The following is an 18,593-nucleotide window of genomic DNA, read 5'->3' as shown; positions in this document are numbered from 1 at the left end:
CAAGGCTCCGCCCACCAAGGGCAGGGTCCGGCCAAGGGCCTGGTAGTCACCCACGCCCGGTAGAGGCGGAGCTGCGCATGGATCAGATCAGGCGGGAGATTTCAGCCACGCCCGAATGATGTATTTGTTCGAATCCCGGCCGCACGAGGAGGCCGGAACACGCGAAAAGATCCGGCTCGATCCAACTACCTCGAAACGAGAAACGCCGGACCGAAGCTCCGGCCGTACACCTCACGGAGGCCATCATGGACATCCTGGTGCTGATCGGGCGCATCCTCTTCGCCCTGTTGTTCCTCGGCTCGGCCGTCAATCACCTCACCCACACCAAGGCCATGGCCGGGTACGCCACGAGCCGCGGTGTCCCGGCCGCCGCCTCGGCCGGCGTCACCGTGCTCAGCGGCCTGCTGATCCTGGCGGGGGCGGTAATGGTCGCCCTCGGACTCTGGGCGGACCTGGGGGCACTGCTGCTGGCCGTGTTCCTCTTTCCGACAGCCGTGATCATGCATGCGTTCTGGAAGGAGAGCGACACCCAGGACCGCCAGATGGAGATCACGCACTTCATGAAGGACATCGGCCTGGGCGGCGCCGCCCTGGTGCTGCTCGCCTTCTTCGCGTACGCCGGCCACGACCTCGGTCTCACGATCACCGGTCCCCTGTTCCACCTCGCCTGAGCTCGCGTCCTGGATGTCGTTGATGGTGATGGCCCGGGTGAAGCGAAGACCGTCGGCAGCCGCGCGTCAGGGACCAGAGATGACGACGATGATCTTTACGTGCCCCGGTTCACTGTCCTGCGGCGGGTGGATTCGGTAGAGCAGGGTGATCCGGTCGCCGGTGTCGCCGACTGGGCCGGTGGCGATTGGACGAAGGTCAGGGCGTTCAGCAGTCGCGGAGCGCGCGAATGCACCGTGTCCCGGGGTGCGAGTAGCGCTAGTGCTGTGGCAGGGACCGCTCACCGCGTGGACGTTGATCTTGCACTCGGCACGTTGCCGGTAGGGTCCGCGGCTATGAGTGTCGGCGGCTATCGGGAGATCGCCGCCTTGCGCAGCCGCAACACGGAAAGCCGGCGGCTGATTGTCGAGGGGCTGCCGTCAGACGAGTCGTGAACCAGGCCGCGTTGACCAGCGGACCACCACCCCAGCGGACGCCCTTCTCGCGGCGAACGCGCGCACGCTCTCGTCGTTGGGCTGGCGAGGAGGCCGGGGTGGCGGGCGTTGTCGTTGCGCGAGCGCAGGTAGGCGTGCAGAGCCCGGGTCCGTACGGTGGGGTTGCGGTGGTTCGAATGTGGCGACGGTGAACTGCCGCAGTGGCCCGAAGTGGGCCTCGATCGGATTGGCCCAGGACGCGTAGGTCGGGGTGAAGCGCAGCTCGACCCGGTTCTTCTTCGCCCAGCGGCGGATCGTCTCGCCCTTGTGAGCGGACAGGTTGTCCAGGATGACGTGGATCGGGGCGCCGTCCGGGCGGGCCGCACGGACCGACTTCAGCGCGGTCGGGGTGTTGGCGTTCTTGCGGCGGTTGACGCCCCAGAGGGGGTCGTCGCCGACGGAGTAGTAGCCGTGGAAGTACCGCACCCCGCGGGTGCGGTGGTAGGTCGCGGGGTGCCGCTCGGGACGCCCTTGTTCGGCCCACCACGGCTCGGCGGTGTTGCGGATGCCGAGCGCTCCGAACTCCTCGAACGCGCAGACGCGGTCGGGGAAGTGCTCCAGGACCTCCTCGATGCGGTCGGGCTTGGCGTCGCGCTCCGGGTCCGGGGACTCCTCCCAGAGGAGGGCTGGACCGGGCGGTTCAGGCGGTCTCTACGGCGCATTCTGGCAAAACAGCCCCGCCCCCGGCTGCCCGAATGACACCGGCCGCGGCGGCTTCGGCGGCCGGGCACCGCCCCGAACGCCGAACAGGAGGCTGGGCGTGAACGGCGGCCACGGCTGCATCGTGCTGACCTGCACCGCCAAATAGTCGCACCACCGCACGACTAAGGCGTTTCCGGTGGATCACCGCACCGATCCGGCCCCGTGGTGGCGCCACATGCACGGGAAGCGGCCGTCACCGCCTGCTGGCCGGCTCGTTACTGATGCGTGATCCACGGTGATGGCCGGAGAGCGTGAGCGGGTGTGCCATCCGTCGCCGTTCGCGTCCACCACGTCGAATCTCCAAGCGATGTGATGTCTGATCAGGAAGGTCCCCGTGCTGCAGCTGCCCGTCGAGGACATGGAGCTGGCCCCTGGACATGCCGTGGAATGGGCCGTGTCCGCTGCAGGAACCGCTGGGCACGCCGAAAGCTCCGATCTGGGCGCCCTCGCCTCCTACAACCAGAAGGACCACTTCTCGGTCGCCCAGAGCCTCCGCGCGGCGGACATCGGCTACTCCTCGTACATCGGTGGCTCCTTCGAGATCCGCGAAAGTGTCGACCTTGAGGCGCTGGAAGCCGCTCTGCTGCATTTCGTGCGTCGCCACGAGGTGCTGCGCTGCAACTTCAGGGAGACCGGGAAAACCGCGGAGGCACCCGGGCTGGAGGTCGTCCCACCACACGACGTGAAACTCGAACGCGTCGACGTCGGGCGGCTCGAAACCCCGGCCGAGGCCCGCTCCTACGTACAACGCTTTCTCCAGGGCACCGACACACTTCGAGGACCGTGGATCGTCATGGGCGCGATGATGCGGGACGACTCCGCCACCGTCTACCTCGCCTGCGACCACCTGCTGACCGACGGCGTCTCCACTCCCGTCGCGATTCGCGACATCGCCGTGGCCTACGAGGCGTACACCCATGGCCGGGAACCGGTACTTCCCGAGGCGAGCGGCTTCCTCGGCCACGCCGCCGCCGAGCGGCACCGTGGCGCGGCGATGGGCCCCGACGACGCGCTGCTGGATCACTGGAAGGGGTTCGTCGCACGCAACCACGGACAGCTCTTCCCGCGATTCCCGCTGGACCTCGGGATCGAGCCGGGCGTGGTGTATCGCGCCGTGAACGAGGCGGACACGCTGCTTCCGGCCGACCGTCTTGACGCGATGGACGCCCACTGCCGTGCGGTGGGCAGCAGGGCGTCGACTGGCGTTCTGGCCGCTCTCGGCGTCAGCCTGAGAAGGGAAGGCGGGCCGGACGTCTACCGGGCGCTCGTGCCGGTCAGTACGCGCGGCCGTGGACCCGGCGCACACAGCATGGGCTGGTTCGTGAACACGCTCCCGGTGGAGTTCCGGGTGGCCGACGACACGGACTTCGCGGGCGTCATGGCGGGTGCGCAAGCTGCCCTGGACGCGATGCGGCCGTACACCGAAGCCCCGTTCGTCCGCGTCTTCGATCTTCTGACGTGTGATCAGACCGGCCCGCAGGTCTGGCCGTACGCCGTCAGCTTCTTCTCCTACCTGGACTTCAGGAGGACCCCAGGGGCCCACAGCCACGAGGCGTGGAAGGCGCGCAAGTACGTCTCCACGTCGCACAGCAACGGCATCTTCTTCTGGTTCCACCGCAACCACACCGGACTCCACCTGAACTCCATCTTCGTGGACACCCCGCAGGCCCGCCGCACCAAGGCCGCCCTCGTCCGGCACCTCGTGCAGTCGCTGGACAACATCGCGCGTACCGGCCAGCTCTGACGGAAGCTCCGCCCAGGTGACGGGCGGACGCCCACCATCGAAAGGGGGCGCCGACCGGTGCTTCAACTCCCCAGCTCGGAGCTGGTCATCGCACCCGGGCACGCCGTCGAATGGCGCGTGCACACCTCCGCCGCTCGTACCACCGCACTGGGCGCCACAGCCGGACCCAGCGTCCCGGAGTCGTCCGGCCCCCTGCCCTCATACAACCAGGAGTACCACTTCGGCGCGTCCGCGCCTCCAGCCGACGAGGCCGACAACCATGACCGGAGCACGAGCCGCCACACCGACTCCTACGCCGGAACCTTCGAGATCCGCGGCAGGCTCAACCGCCCGGCGCTGGAAGCCGCCTTGCTCCATTGCGTGCGGCGCCACGCGGTACTGCGCTGCGCGTTTCGCCCGTCGCCCAGCGGTCTCAGCATCGAGGTCGCCGCGCCGGAAGACGTCAAACTCGAACCGGTCGACCGCGGACCCGTGGCCTCGCCCGCCGAGGCCCGCGCTCACGTGGAGAGGTTCCTGCGAATCACCGATACCCGCCGCGGCCCCTGGTTCGTCATGGGCGCGATGGTCCGCAAGGAGTCCACGACAGTCCACTTCGCCTGCGACCACCTCGTGACCGACGGCACGTCGATGATGATCGTCCTGAACGACATCGCCACCGCCTACGAATCCTTCTCGTCCGGCCGGCAACCTGACCTCCCCGTGGTGGGCACCTTCCTCGACCACAGCCGCGAGGAACGGCAGCGGACCGTGTCGACAAGACCCGACGACAGCAGGCTGGACTATTGGAAGGGCTACCTGGCCCGTAACGGCGGCCCGTTCCCCAGGTTCCCACTGGACCTCGGAATCGAACCCGGCGCCGGCGGCCCTGCGCGCAACACGACCGACGCGCTGCTGACCCGCTCCGGCGCCGCGGCCCTGGAGGCCCGCTGTCGGGAGGTCGGCGCGAGTCTGACCACCGGCGTCCTCGCCGCCGTCGGCGTCAGCATCAGGAAACAGGGCGGCCCCGACGTGCACCGCACCTTGATGCCCGTCGGCACGCGCGGCCGCAGTCACCACGCCCACAGCGTGGGATGGTTCGTCAACCTGCTCCCGGTCGAGTTCCCGGTAGCTGAAGGGTTGGACTTCGCGCAGACCGTGGCCGCCGCCCGGGACGCATCGACGCGGATGATCCGGGGCAGCCGGATCCCCTTCGTCGTCGTACTGCGGCTGCTGGCCCCCGAGCACTACGCACGCCCCTGGCCCCACGCCGTCAACTTCTTCTCGTACATGGACTTCAGGGACGCCCCCGGCGCAGCACGCCACGCCGCCTGGCATGCCAGCGTGTACACCTCGATCCCATCAGCAAACGGCATGTTCCTGTGGCTGCACCGCACCCACGACGGCATCCACCTCAACACCGTCCACGTGGACAACCCCCGGGCCTGCCACACCAAGACGGCCCTCGTCGGCACCCTGACTCGAACGCTGGAGAACATGGCCCACCACGGAACCCTGTGAGTCGCAGAACCTCCAGGGAGGCCGCCGAGGGCGGGCCAGTGCAGGGCTGGGTCGGCATTCAGCAGGGTGCGCTTGAAGCGTGCGACCTTGCCGTTGGTTTGCGGCCGGTAGGCACGCGCGGGGCGCTGACCTCGGACGGGAACTCCTTGGCCAGACCCTGGTAGCCGGAGTCGACCTCGGCGTGCACATCTGGGTGGAGGCGGAACTGTTCGGCGATGCCCTCGGTAACGCACAGCGGTCTGGTCGTGCATGCGGCCGGACGGACGCCGCCGGAGAACAGGGTGCGGCTCTGGTGGTCGCTGAATGTGGTGGTCTTGATCGTGTTCTGCTGCGTGCGGGCCGCCGCTCAGGGCAGGGCGAGTTCTTCGAGCAACTCCCCGAAAGGTGCGCCGGAGACCCCGGACAGGGCAGGATGCGTACAGGCCGTACGGGCCCAGGTCAGCTTCACACCTCGCCTAATCCGTAAGGCCCTTTGCATGTCACGGCCGACTCACTGCCGTCCTTCCCCCAAGGTCGTTAGGGTCGAGCCCATGGCTTCCATAGATGTCTCCCTGCGTCCTGTGCACCCCAGCGATCTGCCTGTGTTCTTCCGGCACATGAGCGACCCCGAGTCGAATCGGATGGCCGCCTTCACCGCCGAGGACCCGACGGACCGGGCCCACTTCGACGCGCATTGGAAGCGCATCCTCGCCTCGCCCGACGTCGTCACCCGCACCGTGCTCGTGGACGGCGATGTGGTCGGGCACGTGGCCGTGTACGGCGAGCCGGGCGAGCGGGAGGTCACGTATTTCATGGATCGCCACTACTGGGGGCGGGGCATCGCGACCGCGGCGCTGCGGGGGCTGCTCGCCGAGGTCCCCGAACGCCCGCTGCTCGCCCGGGCGGCGGCGGACAACACCGGATCGGTGCGGGTCCTGGAGAAGTGCGGCTTCAAGGTCGTCGGCGAGGACCGGGGCTTCGCGAACGCGCGGGGAGCGGAGATCGACGAGCTGGTGCTGCGGTTGGATGGATAATCTTCCCCACCTCGTAAGTGGCGCAGTTGGCCGGCCTGGCGACCTACGGCGCTCAGCCACGAACTGTGACTTTGCCGTTCAGTTGGCGCCAAAGCCACGCTTCGGATCGGCTGCCGCGGCCCGAAGTCCGCACGTGACGCCCTGCCTGCCCTGCCTTCCCTGCCTGCCCTGCCGATGATCGGGCCCCCCGTCAGGACCGACCGGATCGGGTGTCTCGGTCGGAGGCCGGCCAGACGTAGGGAAGATCGTCGGGCACCCCGGGGAAGAGGGGGAGGTAGATCTCCCGGGCCTTGCGCAGCAACGCTGACTGGTGGCTGCGGTGGAAGGCGGGGTCGCCGAGCCAGGGCGGCAGGTCGCCGTCTTCCCCGAGCCGGCGCTGGTCCCGGACGGTGGCCCCCGGACACCAGGCGAGGAAGTCCACCATGAGCGTGGCCGCACAGGTGTCGGAGCGCCCGTCGGCGGTCCAGACGCCGCATGCGTCGAGGCCATAGCGCACCAGGGCTTCCTCGTACCCGGCCCACATCCGCACCACGGGATGCCGGCGCCAGCCGTATCCGGGCACCGTGAGGCCCCGGAAGACCTGGAGTGCCTCGACGCGCTGCTTACCCAAACGTCTCGGATCCAGCACGGCGGCCGAGTCGATGAAGCCCGGATACGGCAGAAATGTCTGCATGCGGGAGACCTACCCGTCCAGGGCGTCCCTTCCTCCCCCTGCGTCCGCCGTCACCCGCCAGGCCCGCAACTCATAGTGGTTTCCCCACCGCACCGCCCCCTCCGGCGGGCGGCCGGTGATGCCGCCGGAGCACTGCCCTTCACGGCCCCCGCGGTCCGGTGCCTTCGATCTGGCAGTATCAACTCGCCTCGTGAGCAACTCAGTCGGCGCCAGGCGGTGTTGTCCAGGACCCCTGTCGGTGACTTTCCTGATATTGATCATTACTGGCCAGGAAGCGTCACGCGGTTGTCAACGTCCGTGTCTGAACCGGGAGTTACATGGAGACACCATCGCGTTCCCGTCTGCTGCTCAGCGCGGCTTGCAGGACTCGGCCTGATCGTCGGGGCACAGGGACAGGCCCACGCGTCGACGGCGGCCGCCGTGGCCCCGAGCAGCCGCGCCGCCCGGTGGCCACGGCGCGTACTGCGGCGTAGTGATGCACCACCCCTCGCGCGCCGGTGGCCAGGCGGCGGAATTCGCGCGGGAGAGCCCGAGCCGCGGGCAGCGTCACGCCCGCCGGGCACCCGTACGGTCGCTTCCGGGCACATGCGCCCGGGCTGTCGGCAGGTGGCTGATCAGCAGCACGACAACGGCGCCCGCGAGGATCGTCGCGCCGCCCGTACGCAGGACCGCGTCGTAGGCCTCCTCCGGACCCGTCTCGGGGGTGAGTGCGGTGATCGCAGACGCCGTGGCGGCGAGCGCGATCGCGCCGAGGACGACGAGTGCGGTGAGGACGACACCGGAGGCTTCGCCGGCGCGGGCGGGCGCGATGACCTGCTGGGTGGCGACGCTGGAGAAGGTCCAGCCGAGGCCGAGACCGAGGGCGCACCAGGTGAGGAGCGGGACGTAGAGCCACCAGGCCCACACGAGGCTCAGGCCGATCATGCCCGTCCCGGCGACGGCTGCGGCGAGGGCCATGACGGTGGTCGGCCGCATGCGGGACGCGAGCCAGGCACCGAGGGGGCCGGCACCGGCCACCATGAGCGCCGGCGCGAGGAAGACGGTCCCGGCGAGGAGGGCGGACAGGCCGCGCAGCTGCTGGAGTTGCAGGGTGGCGAGGAGGACGGTGACGACGTAGCCCATGTTGCAGACCGACCCCATGACGGTGACCAGGTCGAAGGGGATGTTGCGGAAGAGCCGCAAGTCGACCAGCGGGTGGCGGCAGGTGCGTTCGCGCAGCACGAAGAGGGCGCCGCTCACGACCGCGACGGCGAGCAGGATGAGGGTGCGCGCATGGTCCCACCCCCAGGCGCTGCCGCGTTCGATGGCGATCGTCAGCGCGGCCAGGCAGGTCACGATGGCCAGGCACCCGGGCAGGTCGACCTGGCGCGGAGCGGTGTCGTCGCGGGAGTCGGGGACGTACCACAGGGCGATCAGCAGGGCGATCGTGCTCAGAGGGGCCAGCAGCCAGAAGATCCACCTCCAGCCTGGGCCGTCCGTGAAGCCTCCGCCGACGAATGGCCCGGCGGCGGTGCCCACATTGGCGACGGCGAACATCGCGCCGAGCGCGCGGGCCCGGGTCGCGTCGGGAAAGGCGTTGGTGATCACGGCGACGGAGACCGGGAAGATGAGTGCCGCGCCGACGCCCTGGACGACGCGGGCCGCGACGAGGACGCCCAGGGTGGGGGCGAGGGCGCAGCCCACGGAGGCCGCGCCGAACAGGCCGATGCCGGTGAGCAGAACCGGGCGGCGGCCGAGCAGGTCGCCCAGACGGCCGCCGACCACGAACAGGCAGCCGACGGCGAGCATGTACGCGGACAGGGTCCACTGGGCGGCGGAGACGGTCACGTGCAGCTCTTCGGCGACGCCCGGGATGGCCAGGTTCAGCGCGAAGAAGTCGACCTGGATGCAGAACAGAGCGATCGAGACCGCGGTGAAGGCCCCGACCCGCTGCTTCGAGGCCGCCGGCGGAGCGTCCGCGGTCATCGCTTCCATCCTCCAAGCTGACCTTCAAAGCGGGCGGCCCGCCAGCCGGACCGGTCACCTGCCGGGCCTCGTGCCTCCTGATTTTTCGCCGGTGTCGGCCGCGGCGGCCCCACCGCCCCGGCGGCTCAGGCGTCCAGGGGCCGCCAAGGCGGTTTGCTTCCGCCCTGCCGCACGTGCGCGAACGCCACGCCGGCGAAGTGTGGACGCAAGCACCTCGGCGTCGGCTTCGGTGGTGGCGCGCCAGCCTGTCCGTCCTCCCCTCAGTGTCGTCCACCAGGAGCAGCACGGGGTCGTCGAAGCACACCCTGCGGCGATCGTCGACCGGCGCCCCTGCAACGGCAGCGTCATCGAGACCGGCACCGGCTCCTATCGCCTGGCCGGCAGCCGAGCCCGACCCGAACACGCAGCAGCTCGCTGACCAACCCCGCTTTACCGCCTCGCCGGCACATGTTGAAGGCCGGCCCGGCCGGCATCGTCCGAGCAGGACACGGCCCGCAAGCCGGGGACCCTCGCAGAACGATGTCGTCTGATGATCGCCGAAGAGCAGCTGGCGCCAGAGGTGGCCGCGAACAGGTGTGGCAGAACGAACGAGTCCGAAGTGGAGCGCGTGGCTGCCCAGCTGACGGCAATAGGTGTGCCGGCCCCCGGTGGCCGGCACACTCACCCACCGGCCAGGGGCTCCGACCCAGGCCGGGCCCCATCCAAGCCGTGGGGTTCGCTCAAGACCTCGTGATCGCGGAGCCGGACGCCTGGTACCCGAACCCTTTCGCGCTACGGCCGCGGGCCGACGGCGTTCGTCCGTTTCGGCAGGAGAACGTCCGGCTTCATTCGCTGACTGTCCACATTGCCGCGCTTCCTGACTTTCAAGTAAGAATTCGGTGGCATGAATGGCCGCGGTTTACCGATCTCTTGTTCCGTGCCGGAGTGTTGTGGAAAGCTGACCTCCCTCGCGTTCGAACGCGACGATGTTGCTCAACAGTTCGAATGACTCGGTGCGACCGATCGCCTCAAAAGGGCGTTGCTGACGCCGGTTTCCACATGACCCAAACCGCTGGGTCGCTTTGCGTGAAGCGTCACCCAAAAGGTACGTACCAAACGGGTGGACTCCCCAACTAGCCGCGCTCGTGCGCCTGTTGACCGCCAGGCGGATGACCCGGAAGCCCCCCACGCAGTACCCCGGAAGGAACCGATGCACAGCCCCCGAACCCCCGACTCCGACCCAGTCACCCCTGCCCCGTCGCACGCCCCCTCCGGAGACTCCGACGAAGCCCTCGCCATCAGACTGAAGGCGCACCAAGGGGCCGAGGACACCCTGCCTGTCGCCGTGTTGCTCGCACGCCACCGGCAGGCCGTATTCGACTACGCCTCCATCTGTGCCTCCTCGGCGAATGCCGCGTCGATGCTCACCGCGGCGGCCTTCAGCAAGGTGTTCGAGAGGCTTCGCCGCTCCGGGCCCACCGGCCCCCTGCGGCCCCAACTGCTGCTCACCACAAGGGATATCGCTCGTGCCTGGGCGGTGGACCCCACCATCTCCCAGATGCTGCCCGAACTCCGATGCCCTGACGCCGGTCCTGGCGGCAGGGCGGAGAAGGCTCTGCCCGCCGGCAGTCGGGTGCTTGCCTCCCGCTCTTTCAGGGCATTGCCGACTGCCGCGCAATGTTTGCTCTGGCATGCGGAGGTCGAGGCGGAAGGAATTTCCGTGCCGGCCGGTTTGCTGGCTATTGACCCCAGTGACGCCGCGGCCGAACTCGAAGAAGCTCTCGCGCAGTTCCGGGCAGGCTGCGTTCGGGCTCACCTTGAACTCGCTCCCGATAGGGAATGCCGTCACTACAACCGTCTGCTCGACATATCCCTTCGCCGCGGCGGGACGCTGCTCCCGGACATCCAGCGTCATATGGCGCAGTGCCGGCACTGCGCATTCGCCGCTGATCAGTTCAGTCATGCCGAGGGGCGCGCAGCCGTACTACTGGCTGAAGCGGTGCTCGGCCGCAGTGCCCGGAGCTATCTGAACTCGCGACCGGGCCGCGGCGGTGCCGCAGCGGATGCCGGCGCATCCGCTGTTCGCCGGACCGGCCGCCACTCGAGGGACGGTCGCCCGCGCACGCTGCCTCGGATCGGCGTCCCGTGGGCCACCGGCTCGTCGGTCACCTTCCCGACGGTCCCCGTCCGCCACTGGGCCACGGCCGCGGCCCGCCGGATGGTGTACGCCCGGGGCGGATCGCAAGTCGCCGTCGCCAGTGCGGGAGTGACCGTGGCGGCACTGCTCGTGGTCATGGTCGCGGCGAACCTGTGGGCGAGCGGCAGTGACAGTGACACCCCCGCGGCTCCGAGCGGCACGGTCAGCCGTACGGGTCCCGGCAGCACCTCCGCGGCGCCGAGCGCTCCCGCGACCCCTCCATCGGCCGCCGATGCCGTACTCCCGTCCACACCGCTGCACACGAGACTGCGGAACGTCGATGCCCAGCTCTGTCTGAACGTCCGCGGCCGGGAGTTGGTGCCGGGCTCCGAGGCGACGATGGCCGAGTGTTCCTCCTCGGAGGGACAGCGGTGGTCGTACGAAGAGGACGGGCTCCTGCGCAGCCTCGCCGCACCGGAACTCTGTCTGAACTCACGGGGGGAGGACGGTGTGCTTGTGCTGAGCGAATGCCTGGACGCGGCGACGCCGACCGGCTCGGACGTGCGGTACGACGTGACCATCCAGGGGCATGTGGTGCCGCGCTGGAACGACGTACTGGCCGTCACTCCCACATCCGCGACTCCGGGCGCCGTGGTCGTGGTGAAGGAACGTGACGATTCATCTTCCCAGAAGTGGGTGACCGACCCCTTGGGCGCAGACACCACGTCCGCGCCGGGTTCCCACGCCGAAAAGCCGTCCACGAAAGAGGTGAGCGTCTCCCCGCCGGCCGGCGGGAACTGCTCGGCACCAGCCTGTACTTCGCCGTCTCCCTCCGCGACCGGGAACGCTGAGCCCGATCCGCGGTGGACGGATTCGGCGGACGATCAGGGCAGGCCTCACCGGGGGTCCGACCGGGAGCGGGACAGTGGCCGCCGGTCCGAAGACGACCACCGCGGCACTCATGGCGTGGTGCGGCATGACCGGTGCGGGCGCGATCGCGATGTGCGCGCCGATCGACGGCCGGCCCCGGTCATCGTGCCCGCGGACCTCGTCGTCGTACCCCCGGTTCCCGCCGCCGTGACCGGTCCCGGCCAGGACGAGAGGCTGGTGAAAACGTTGTCAGGAAGGCACTCACAGATCTGAGCAGAGGAACGCGGGGAGGCCCCGGCCGGAGGGATCGGTCGGGCCTCCCGCTATCCGGTGATCAGTGGCGTGCTCTGAGTCGGCAACGCGCCTTGGTCCCAGCGAGGTGGCCTGTTGAACGGTCGCCGTGACGGGCCCGTACTACACGGCAGGCTGAAGGGACTGTCAAGGAGGTCTGCCGCGAATGGCCGCTCACCACATCGCCAGGGTCGCCGTCGCCGGCGTTGTTCCGCTTCTGCTCCTCGCCGCGGGGGCCGGCCCCGCGGAGGCTCACGGAGCACCGGTCGCGCCTGTCAGCCGGGCGGTCGCGTGCGGACCCGAAGGGCAGAACCTGAAGCGGTCGGCAGCCTGCCGGGCAGCTGTGGCCGCGAACGGCGGACGAGGGTTCGACGCCTGGGACAACCTCAGAGTGGCCGGCGTCGAGGGACGGGACCGGGACGTCATTCCGGACGGGCACCTGTGCAGCGCCGGTATCGACGAGTACCGGGGACTGGACATCGCCCGCGCCGACTGGCCCGCGACCCCCCTGAGGGCCGGCGCCGGCTTCACCCTCACCTACAGGTCGACGATCGCGCACCGGGGAACGTTCCGCGTCTACCTCACCAAGGAGGGGTACGACCCGTCCGTGCCGCTGCGGTGGTCCGATCTGGCGCGCGAGCCGTTCATCACTGCCACGGATCCCGAGCTGGAGGGCGGCGCCTACCGGATCTCCGGGCGTCTGCCGGCCGACCGTACCGGACGCCAGGTCCTCTATACCGTGTGGCAGAACTCCGGCAGCCCGGACACCTACTACTCGTGCTCCGACGTGGTCTTCGACGTCGCGTATTCGGAGTCCGGCAATACGCCGGGGCAGCGCTCGCCGAGCCGGCCCTCGGACGGGTGGTCGGAGAACGGGCAGCCGACCCCCGTGCCGACGGGGTCGGCACCGTCCCCGTCCGGACCGGCCGGCACGTCCGGCACCGCGACGGAGCCGGACGACGAGCAGTCCCTGTCTGCCCAGTCCGAGTCCCGGTCCCAGTCCTCCAGTGTTCTGCCCGCGTCGGCTTCCCGCGGTTCCGAGCGTGACGTCGCACCACTGCTCGCCGCCGGGGCCGCCCTCCTCGGGCTGCTCGCCGCGTGCGCCTCCGTGCTGCTTCGGCGGCGTCAACACGCACCGACGGCTGACCGTTCCTGAAGGAGAGTTCTGCCTTGCCCCAGCTCTCCCCGGGCCGACGCGTCTGTCGCGCCGACAGGCCCCCCGGCATACCCCCGCTGCCGCGCTGCCGCCCGGCCGCCCGGCCCCTCAGGACGGGCGGCGGGCGTGGACGTACAGGTGCTGCTCGGGTTCCGCGCCCTCGCCATGCGGGCGGTACAGGGCGGTGTCGTGGTGCACCACTTCGAGGCCGGCATCCTCCAGCACCCGCAGCTGGTCCTCGGTGGACAGGCTACTGACAGTGACCGTGTGGCCCATCCAGGCGATGTCCAGGCCCCTGATGTCGCCGGGCACGGTTGCCATCGCGAACGACCCGCCAGGTGCGACCCAAGAGGCCATCCTCGTCAGCGAAGCCGCCACTTCGGGCTGGTCCATCATCAGCAAGGGGAAGAAGGCGCACACGGCGTCGTACCCGGCGTCGGGGCCAGGGTAGGTCCGGACATCTGCCTGCTCGAAACGGGCGCCGGGCACCCGGTCGCGGGCGAGCCGGACCATTTCGGCCGACACGTCAATGCCGGTGACGGCGAAGCCTGCCCGGGTCAGGGCCTCGGCGGTCGGGCGGCCGGTGCCACTGCCCACGTCCAGGACGCGAGCGCCAGGTGACAGGCGGTCGGCGAGCCAATCCAGGGCCGCAAGTTGGCCGGGGACGTCGGCGAACACCTCCTCGTAGCGCGCGCCCACCTCGTCGAACACCTCGGCGGCAGACGCGCCCTGTGGCAGTGGCGCCTGGCTCACCTCACCAACTCCGTGTCGTAGAAGCAGTAGTGGCCGGCGATCGCGGCCATTTCCGGTTTCGGATCGAGGTAGGCCCAGACCAGATCGTCGGCGCCGGGCACCGACCAGTAGGAGGCGTCTCCCTTGAAGGGACAGTAGGAGGTCTTGGCGGAGCGGGTCAGCAGGTCCGTCCGTACGTCAGCGGGCGCCAGGTAGTACCGAACCGGGCATCCCGTCTCGCGCAGAACCAGGGGCCGCCGGCTCTCGGCGAGCAGCCGACCGTCCCATACGACACGGACATGGTCGGTACCCGGCTCGACCGTGATCCGGTGGCGCCCGTCCTTGCCCTGGGGCGCGTTCCGTGAAGGTGAGGTCATGACTGGATCAGCGTTCGAGCGGGGCCGGTTGTTCCCGTGCCCGCGCCCCGCCGCTCACCTCCGCGCCGGACGATCCGGCGCAGGATGGCCCTGGCCGACCAGGTCCGGACTGCCGGAGGCCCAGCCTTGCCCGGATGGCGTCGGCACGCTCACGACATTCGGGACGGGCCTGGAACCGGGAGGGCGATCGCGCTGGTCCACGCGGGGCGGCGGAACTCTACGAACCGGCCCTTGGCCCCACCAGATGAATTCATACATCCATTCGGCGGTCTCGGTGCTCGGCCGGAATGGAAAGATCTTACGTTTGACCCGGACTCCCGGCGGCCCCGCAACGGAAGGCTCCTCGATGGACGGTCAAATCGTGCAGGTGAAGATCCACCCTGCCATCGGTGTCGCCCGGGTCGGCAACAGCGTCGAAGCACCGTTCATCGGCCCGGAATCACCGGACCAGAAGCCTGCGGACCTTGGCTCCTACAAAGACAATTCCGGGGCGATCCGGAGGCAGGCCGCGCGATTCCGGGTGTACGGCTACAACGCCGCGGGGGAGGTCGTACGGGAGCTGAAGCCGGGTGTCGCGGGCGTGTCCGAGATCCAGTGGACGGTGCACCTGGCCAACAAAAAGGCCGCCTGGTACCAGTTCCTTCTGGCGCTCGACACCCCCGAGGGCCAGACCCTCGCGGCCGGGCGGCGGAACGCGGCCGTGGTGGGCGCCGACCGGAAGAAGCTGGTCAACGACCCCGGAAGCCGCACCGTTCGCGGCTCGATGACCGAGACGAAGAAGTTCGATTCCGGCAAGATCATGGACAAGGCGGTGTACCTCGGGGAGATCTCCACCCGTTCCGACGGCCGCCTGATGGTGCTCGGTGGCAGGGGAAACTCCGCCTCCTACAAGAACAAACCGATCACCGGAGTAGCCAACAACGACACCTGGTACGACGACGTGTCCGACGGCCCGGTGACGGCGAAGGTCCGTATCGACGGCAGAGAATTGACCGCCAGCCCGGCCTGGGTCGTGGTGGGGCCTCCGCACTACGCCCCCGGCGTGAAGTCCATCCGCACCCTCTACGACCTGCTCTTCGATGTCTTCGTCAAGGCCGGTTCACTGACCCGCCCGCAGCAGATTTCCTTCACCGATCACATCGAACCGATGCTGCGCCGGTTCTGCGATCTCCAGTGGGTCAACCATGGTTTCGCTACGCAGTTCGGCTGGAACGGCCCCAACTTCTTCCTCTCCCCCGCGATGCGAAAGCGGCTCGCCGATCCGTCCCAGCGGAACCGGGAACTGCGCCGCCAGACGTACGTCGCCCTGCGCGACTACGAGCGGGACGGAAAGTCCCCGCTGCCGTGGCCATGGGTCTACGGCGACGCCATGGCCAGTCGGCCCGACTCCGTGCGTCAGCACATCACGCTGTCCCCGACCCAGGACTGGATGCTGCAGCGCTGGGCAGACGGCGCGTTCCAGGCGGGACCATTGCGAGAGCCCCGTCCCACGGTGGACGACGCCCCTGTCGCCGAGCAACCGGGACTGCTGGACCGGGCGGCCCTGGAGAACTGTGCCGCCGACGCGTTCCACCCGGGTTACGAGGTCACCTGGCCGATCAGGCACCCGAGCATGTTCACCGAGCCCTTCCGCATCCTGCACCGCGCCCCGGGTACTCCGGACCCCGACTTCGGGCCCACCCTCACCCTGCAGGAGGCGACCGCCAAGAACGGCCCCCTGTACGCGCAGGGCCCCGGAGACCTCACCCGCTGGATGGCCGCCCCATGGCAGGCGGACACCGCGAGCTGCCGTTCCGGCTACGAGGTCCTGGCCGAACTCGGGCCGCGCTACAGCCCGTACCTGCCGACCTTCTGGCCCGCTCAAGTCCCCAACCATGTGCTCAAGCTGGAGGACTTCGAGAAGGTCAACACTCCGCCGACCGGCAGCGACGACAGCGCCCGGGAGGAGGCGTTCGAGCGGCGGGCGACCTGGCTGCGCGGCCTCACCGGCACCACGAACCAGCAGCGCACACAGATGGTCAGGGACTGGCCGAAGCTCGGCATCGTCGAGGTGCGCGACTACACCGTGGGCGACGGGAAGTTCCCCGAACGGATCGGGGTGGAGTCGCGCCCAGGGTCACCGCTCGACCAGGCGCTGGACACCGCGAACCTCGTCAACCTGCACGTGCCCGAGGCGGGTCCGGCCGTGCTGGCCGCCGCAGCCGGCACTTGGCCCGAGGGCAAGCCCAGCCCCGAAACCGTCGAGGCCGAGTACGTGGCACGGGCGATCAGTAGGGCAGTGGAGGTGACCGACTACCGCGAGGAGGAGATCGCCGCCGGATACCTCGAAAAGCTCGACCCCTTCCACGAGGCGCTGTGAGCCCCGCACCGGCCCCCGGCGCGGAAACCTACGACGTCGTGGTGGCGGGCGGCGGCCCGGCCGGCTGCGCCGCCGCGCTCACACTCGCCCGGGCCGGCCGTACGGTTCTGCTGGCGGACGCCGGCACCGGGCCGCCGAAGGTCGGCGAGACGCTCGTGCCCGCCGGGCGGGTCCTGCTCGGCGACCTCGGTGTACTCGACCGCGTTCTCGCTTCCGGGCACCTGCCCTGCTACGGCAATCTTTCGGCGTGGGGCTCGGCCGACCTGCACGCCGTGGACTTCATCAACGATCCGCACGGCCATGGCTGGCACCTCGACCGGCGGCTGTTCGACCGGCACTTGCGCGACGCCTCCCGCGCGGCAGGGGCCGAGGTCGTCGAGGGCACGGCCGTACGCGGAGCGGTGCGACAGCCGGACGGCGGTTGGACTCTGGCCCTGCGCGGCGGCACGAGCCCTGCCGATACCGGGGCCGGTGGCGAACGTACGGTGCGCTGCCGCTGGGTGATCGACGCCACCGGCCGCGCCGCCGCGATCGCCGTCCGGTGCGGCGCCCGGCGGCGGGTCCGGGACCGACTCACAGCCCTCCACGCGCTTCTGGAGGCGGACCCGCGGGACACCGACCGCTGTTCGCTCATCGAGTCCGACGAGGACGGCTGGTGGTACACCGCCCCGCAGCCCGCCGGCGGGCGCCTGGTCGCCTACTTCACCGACGCCGACCTGCCTGCCGCCCCGTACACCGCACGCCACTTCCACCGCCGGATGCTGGCCACCCGGCACGTGTCACGGTGGGCCCACCGGCACGGGCCCACGCGCACGCCACTCGCCGCGCCCCGCCGGGCCGCCGCACACACAGCGCACCTGGACCGGGTGTACGGAGACGGCTGGGCCGCCGCCGGGGACGCGGCGGTCGCCTTCGACCCGCTTTCCTCCCAGGGCGTCCTCACCGCCCTCTACACCGGGATGGGCGCGGGCCGGGCCGTCGACGCCCACCTGAGTCGCGTGCATGACGGTCCGGGTCGCGTGCATCACGGCGAGGACTCGGCCCTCGCCGCCTACGCGCACAAGGTCGCGGCCGCGCACACCGCCTACCTGCGCGGCCACCGTCTCATTCACGCCCAGGAGGCCCGCTGGATCCACCGCTCCTTCTGGGCGCGGCGCCTGGCCGACCTTCCCGACTCCCCCTTCTGACCGCAGGAAAGGCGCAGCACGTCATGAGCTTGGAAATGGAACACGGAGCCGGCTCCGAGAGCGGAGCCCTGCACGGTCTCCACCGGTTTCTGCTGATCGGCAAGAGACGGATCTTCTCCTACCACTTGGCGCTCTACAACGTGGAGGCGCATGCCTTCCAGGCAATCGTGACCCTCAGCCTCGCGGACGCCGTGCGCGACGCGTATCTCGCGGATCTGGAGAAGAACAAGGACAAGAGGGTCTTCTACAGCCTCTTCTCCCCCGACCATTTCCCGCTCGCGGACCTCCAGCAGGGCAAGACCTTCAAGGTCCAGCTGGAACGGGTCATCGTCAAACCTGACGGCTCAAGGGAATTCCAGAAGATGCTGAACGGCCAGCAGACCGACGCGGTCTGCAGGGCGGAGGACGTACGGTACTTCCGAAAGCTCGGAGGCCTGGAATACCCCGCTCACCTCACCTACCTGCTGTTCGGCGAGGACGACGAGGTCCACATCGCGCACCAGCTCGCGAAGAAACCGAACTGGGACGACGTCATCACCGTCACTGAGCCGCGAAACATCGACCCCACGCTCCTGAGCAAGGTCCCGGACATCACCATCGAGTCGATCGAGGACCCGCACGGTGTCGTGCCCGAGAGCCCCTTGAAGAAGGGGCAGAAGTACGACGCCAAGATCAACGGAGCCGGCGCGTCGATCAGCTTCAAGGCCGGCCGGCAGGGCTGGTGGAACCACACCAGCCTCAACAACTGAATCGGCGACGACGGCGGAAC

At 69.6% G+C, this 18,593-nt stretch carries 14 protein-coding genes and 2 pseudogenes; 10 read left to right on the top strand and 6 right to left on the bottom strand.

All coding sequences use genetic code 11. The features are described from left to right. Positions 1-245: 245 nt before the first annotated feature. Positions 246-671 carry a DoxX family protein gene (locus ACZ7J0_RS23525; RefSeq protein ID WP_470890355.1) on the top strand — a complete coding sequence of 142 codons (426 nt, stop codon included), beginning with the start codon at positions 246-248 and terminating at the stop codon, positions 669-671. A 436-nt stretch (positions 672-1,107) separates the two neighbouring features. Here ACZ7J0_RS23525 and ACZ7J0_RS23520 read toward each other — a convergent pair. Next, a pseudogene (locus ACZ7J0_RS23520) lies at positions 1,108-1,760 on the bottom strand (transposase); the annotation flags it as partial. Between the two features lie 418 nt (positions 1,761-2,178). Here ACZ7J0_RS23520 and ACZ7J0_RS23515 point away from each other — a divergent pair. From ACZ7J0_RS23515 to ACZ7J0_RS23505, 3 genes are all read left to right on the top strand, one after another. Continuing rightward, positions 2,179-3,588 carry a condensation domain-containing protein gene (locus ACZ7J0_RS23515; protein WP_470890353.1) on the top strand — a complete coding sequence of 470 codons (1,410 nt, stop codon included), beginning with the start codon at positions 2,179-2,181 and terminating at the stop codon, positions 3,586-3,588. A 57-nt stretch (positions 3,589-3,645) separates the two neighbouring features. Then, positions 3,646-5,085 (top strand): condensation domain-containing protein, encoded by a 1,440-nt coding sequence (locus tag ACZ7J0_RS23510; protein ID WP_470890351.1) that lies wholly within the window; start codon positions 3,646-3,648, stop codon positions 5,083-5,085. A gap of 539 nt (positions 5,086-5,624) precedes the next feature. Then, positions 5,625-6,098, top strand: a complete 474-nt coding sequence (locus ACZ7J0_RS23505) for a GNAT family N-acetyltransferase (RefSeq protein WP_470890460.1) — start codon at positions 5,625-5,627, stop codon at positions 6,096-6,098. 190 nt (positions 6,099-6,288) lie between these two features. Here ACZ7J0_RS23505 and ACZ7J0_RS23500 read toward each other — a convergent pair whose 3' ends face one another. Both ACZ7J0_RS23500 and ACZ7J0_RS23495 read right to left on the bottom strand, forming a co-directional pair. Continuing rightward, entirely contained in the window at positions 6,289-6,771 is a 483-nt protein-coding gene (locus tag ACZ7J0_RS23500; protein ID WP_470890350.1) for an MSMEG_6728 family protein, read from the bottom strand. A 546-nt stretch (positions 6,772-7,317) separates the two neighbouring features. Beyond that, on the bottom strand, positions 7,318-8,736 hold the full coding sequence (locus ACZ7J0_RS23495) for an MFS transporter (RefSeq protein WP_470890348.1): 1,419 nt from the start codon (positions 8,734-8,736) through the stop codon (positions 7,318-7,320). A 307-nt stretch (positions 8,737-9,043) separates the two neighbouring features. Here ACZ7J0_RS23495 and ACZ7J0_RS23490 point away from each other — a divergent pair. Further along, positions 9,044-9,154, top strand: a pseudogene (locus ACZ7J0_RS23490) (IS21-like element helper ATPase IstB); the annotation flags it as partial. Between the two features lie 941 nt (positions 9,155-10,095). Here ACZ7J0_RS23490 and ACZ7J0_RS23485 read toward each other — a convergent pair. Beyond that, positions 10,096-10,266 (bottom strand): hypothetical protein, encoded by a 171-nt coding sequence (locus ACZ7J0_RS23485; RefSeq protein ID WP_470890346.1) that lies wholly within the window; start codon positions 10,264-10,266, stop codon positions 10,096-10,098. A 721-nt stretch (positions 10,267-10,987) separates the two neighbouring features. Between ACZ7J0_RS23485 and ACZ7J0_RS23480 the strand changes: the two genes are divergently transcribed. Then, positions 10,988-11,995, top strand: a complete 1,008-nt coding sequence (locus tag ACZ7J0_RS23480; protein ID WP_470890344.1) for an RICIN domain-containing protein — start codon at positions 10,988-10,990, stop codon at positions 11,993-11,995. Positions 11,996-12,179: 184 nt separating this feature from the next. Beyond that, entirely contained in the window at positions 12,180-13,169 is a 990-nt protein-coding gene (locus ACZ7J0_RS23475; protein ID WP_470890343.1) for a lytic polysaccharide monooxygenase auxiliary activity family 9 protein, read from the top strand. Between the two features lie 108 nt (positions 13,170-13,277). On the opposite strand, the gene ACZ7J0_RS23470 is transcribed toward ACZ7J0_RS23475, so the two are convergent. Together ACZ7J0_RS23470 and ACZ7J0_RS23465 are read right to left on the bottom strand one after the other, a co-directional pair. Next, positions 13,278-13,922: a class I SAM-dependent methyltransferase gene (locus tag ACZ7J0_RS23470; protein ID WP_470890341.1), complete on the bottom strand. Its 645-nt coding sequence runs from the start codon at positions 13,920-13,922 to the stop codon at positions 13,278-13,280. After that, the gene (locus tag ACZ7J0_RS23465; RefSeq protein WP_470890339.1) at positions 13,919-14,278 is read right to left on the bottom strand and encodes a DUF427 domain-containing protein; all 360 of its coding nucleotides are present in this window, start codon (positions 14,276-14,278) and stop codon (positions 13,919-13,921) included. The genes ACZ7J0_RS23470 and ACZ7J0_RS23465 overlap by 4 nt, the downstream gene beginning before the upstream one ends. Positions 14,279-14,624: 346 nt before the next feature. On the opposite strand from ACZ7J0_RS23465, the gene ACZ7J0_RS23460 reads away from it, so the two are divergent. The 3 genes from ACZ7J0_RS23460 to ACZ7J0_RS23450 are packed head-to-tail and all read left to right on the top strand — an operon-like array spanning position 14,625 to position 18,573. Continuing rightward, a complete protein-coding gene (locus tag ACZ7J0_RS23460) occupies positions 14,625-16,637 on the top strand; it encodes a LodA/GoxA family CTQ-dependent oxidase (protein WP_470890337.1) in 2,013 nt (670 codons plus the stop codon). Then, positions 16,634-17,824, top strand: coding sequence for an NAD(P)/FAD-dependent oxidoreductase (locus ACZ7J0_RS23455; RefSeq protein WP_470890335.1), 1,191 nt, complete (start codon positions 16,634-16,636; stop codon positions 17,822-17,824). The genes ACZ7J0_RS23460 and ACZ7J0_RS23455 overlap by 4 nt, the downstream gene beginning before the upstream one ends. Before the next feature lie 23 nt (positions 17,825-17,847). Next, positions 17,848-18,573: a hypothetical protein gene (locus ACZ7J0_RS23450; protein WP_470890333.1), complete on the top strand. Its 726-nt coding sequence runs from the start codon at positions 17,848-17,850 to the stop codon at positions 18,571-18,573. Positions 18,574-18,593 lie beyond the last annotated feature (20 nt).

It is taken from the genome of Streptomyces sp. NPDC038280, assembly GCF_055600045.1.
Note: the sequence above shows the minus strand (reverse complement) of the source record. Positions and strands in the feature narration are given on the sequence as shown.

What these genes read in the sequence shown, in the direction of transcription:
- ACZ7J0_RS23525 (WP_470890355.1), top strand. Translation starts at nt 246, where the DNA reads ATGGACATCCTGGTGCTGATCGGGCGCATCCTCTTCGCCCTGTTGTTC.
- ACZ7J0_RS23475 (WP_470890343.1), top strand. Translation starts at nt 12,180, where the DNA reads ATGGCCGCTCACCACATCGCCAGGGTCGCCGTCGCCGGCGTTGTTCCG.
- ACZ7J0_RS23500 (WP_470890350.1), bottom strand. Translation starts at nt 6,771, where the DNA reads ATGCAGACATTTCTGCCGTATCCGGGCTTCATCGACTCGGCCGCCGTG.
- ACZ7J0_RS23450 (WP_470890333.1), top strand. Translation starts at nt 17,848, where the DNA reads ATGAGCTTGGAAATGGAACACGGAGCCGGCTCCGAGAGCGGAGCCCTG.
- ACZ7J0_RS23465 (WP_470890339.1), bottom strand. Translation starts at nt 14,278, where the DNA reads ATGACCTCACCTTCACGGAACGCGCCCCAGGGCAAGGACGGGCGCCAC.
- ACZ7J0_RS23495 (WP_470890348.1), bottom strand. Translation starts at nt 8,736, where the DNA reads ATGACCGCGGACGCTCCGCCGGCGGCCTCGAAGCAGCGGGTCGGGGCC.
- ACZ7J0_RS23485 (WP_470890346.1), bottom strand. Translation starts at nt 10,266, where the DNA reads ATGGTGGGGTCCACCGCCCAGGCACGAGCGATATCCCTTGTGGTGAGC.
- ACZ7J0_RS23460 (WP_470890337.1), top strand. Translation starts at nt 14,625, where the DNA reads ATGGACGGTCAAATCGTGCAGGTGAAGATCCACCCTGCCATCGGTGTC.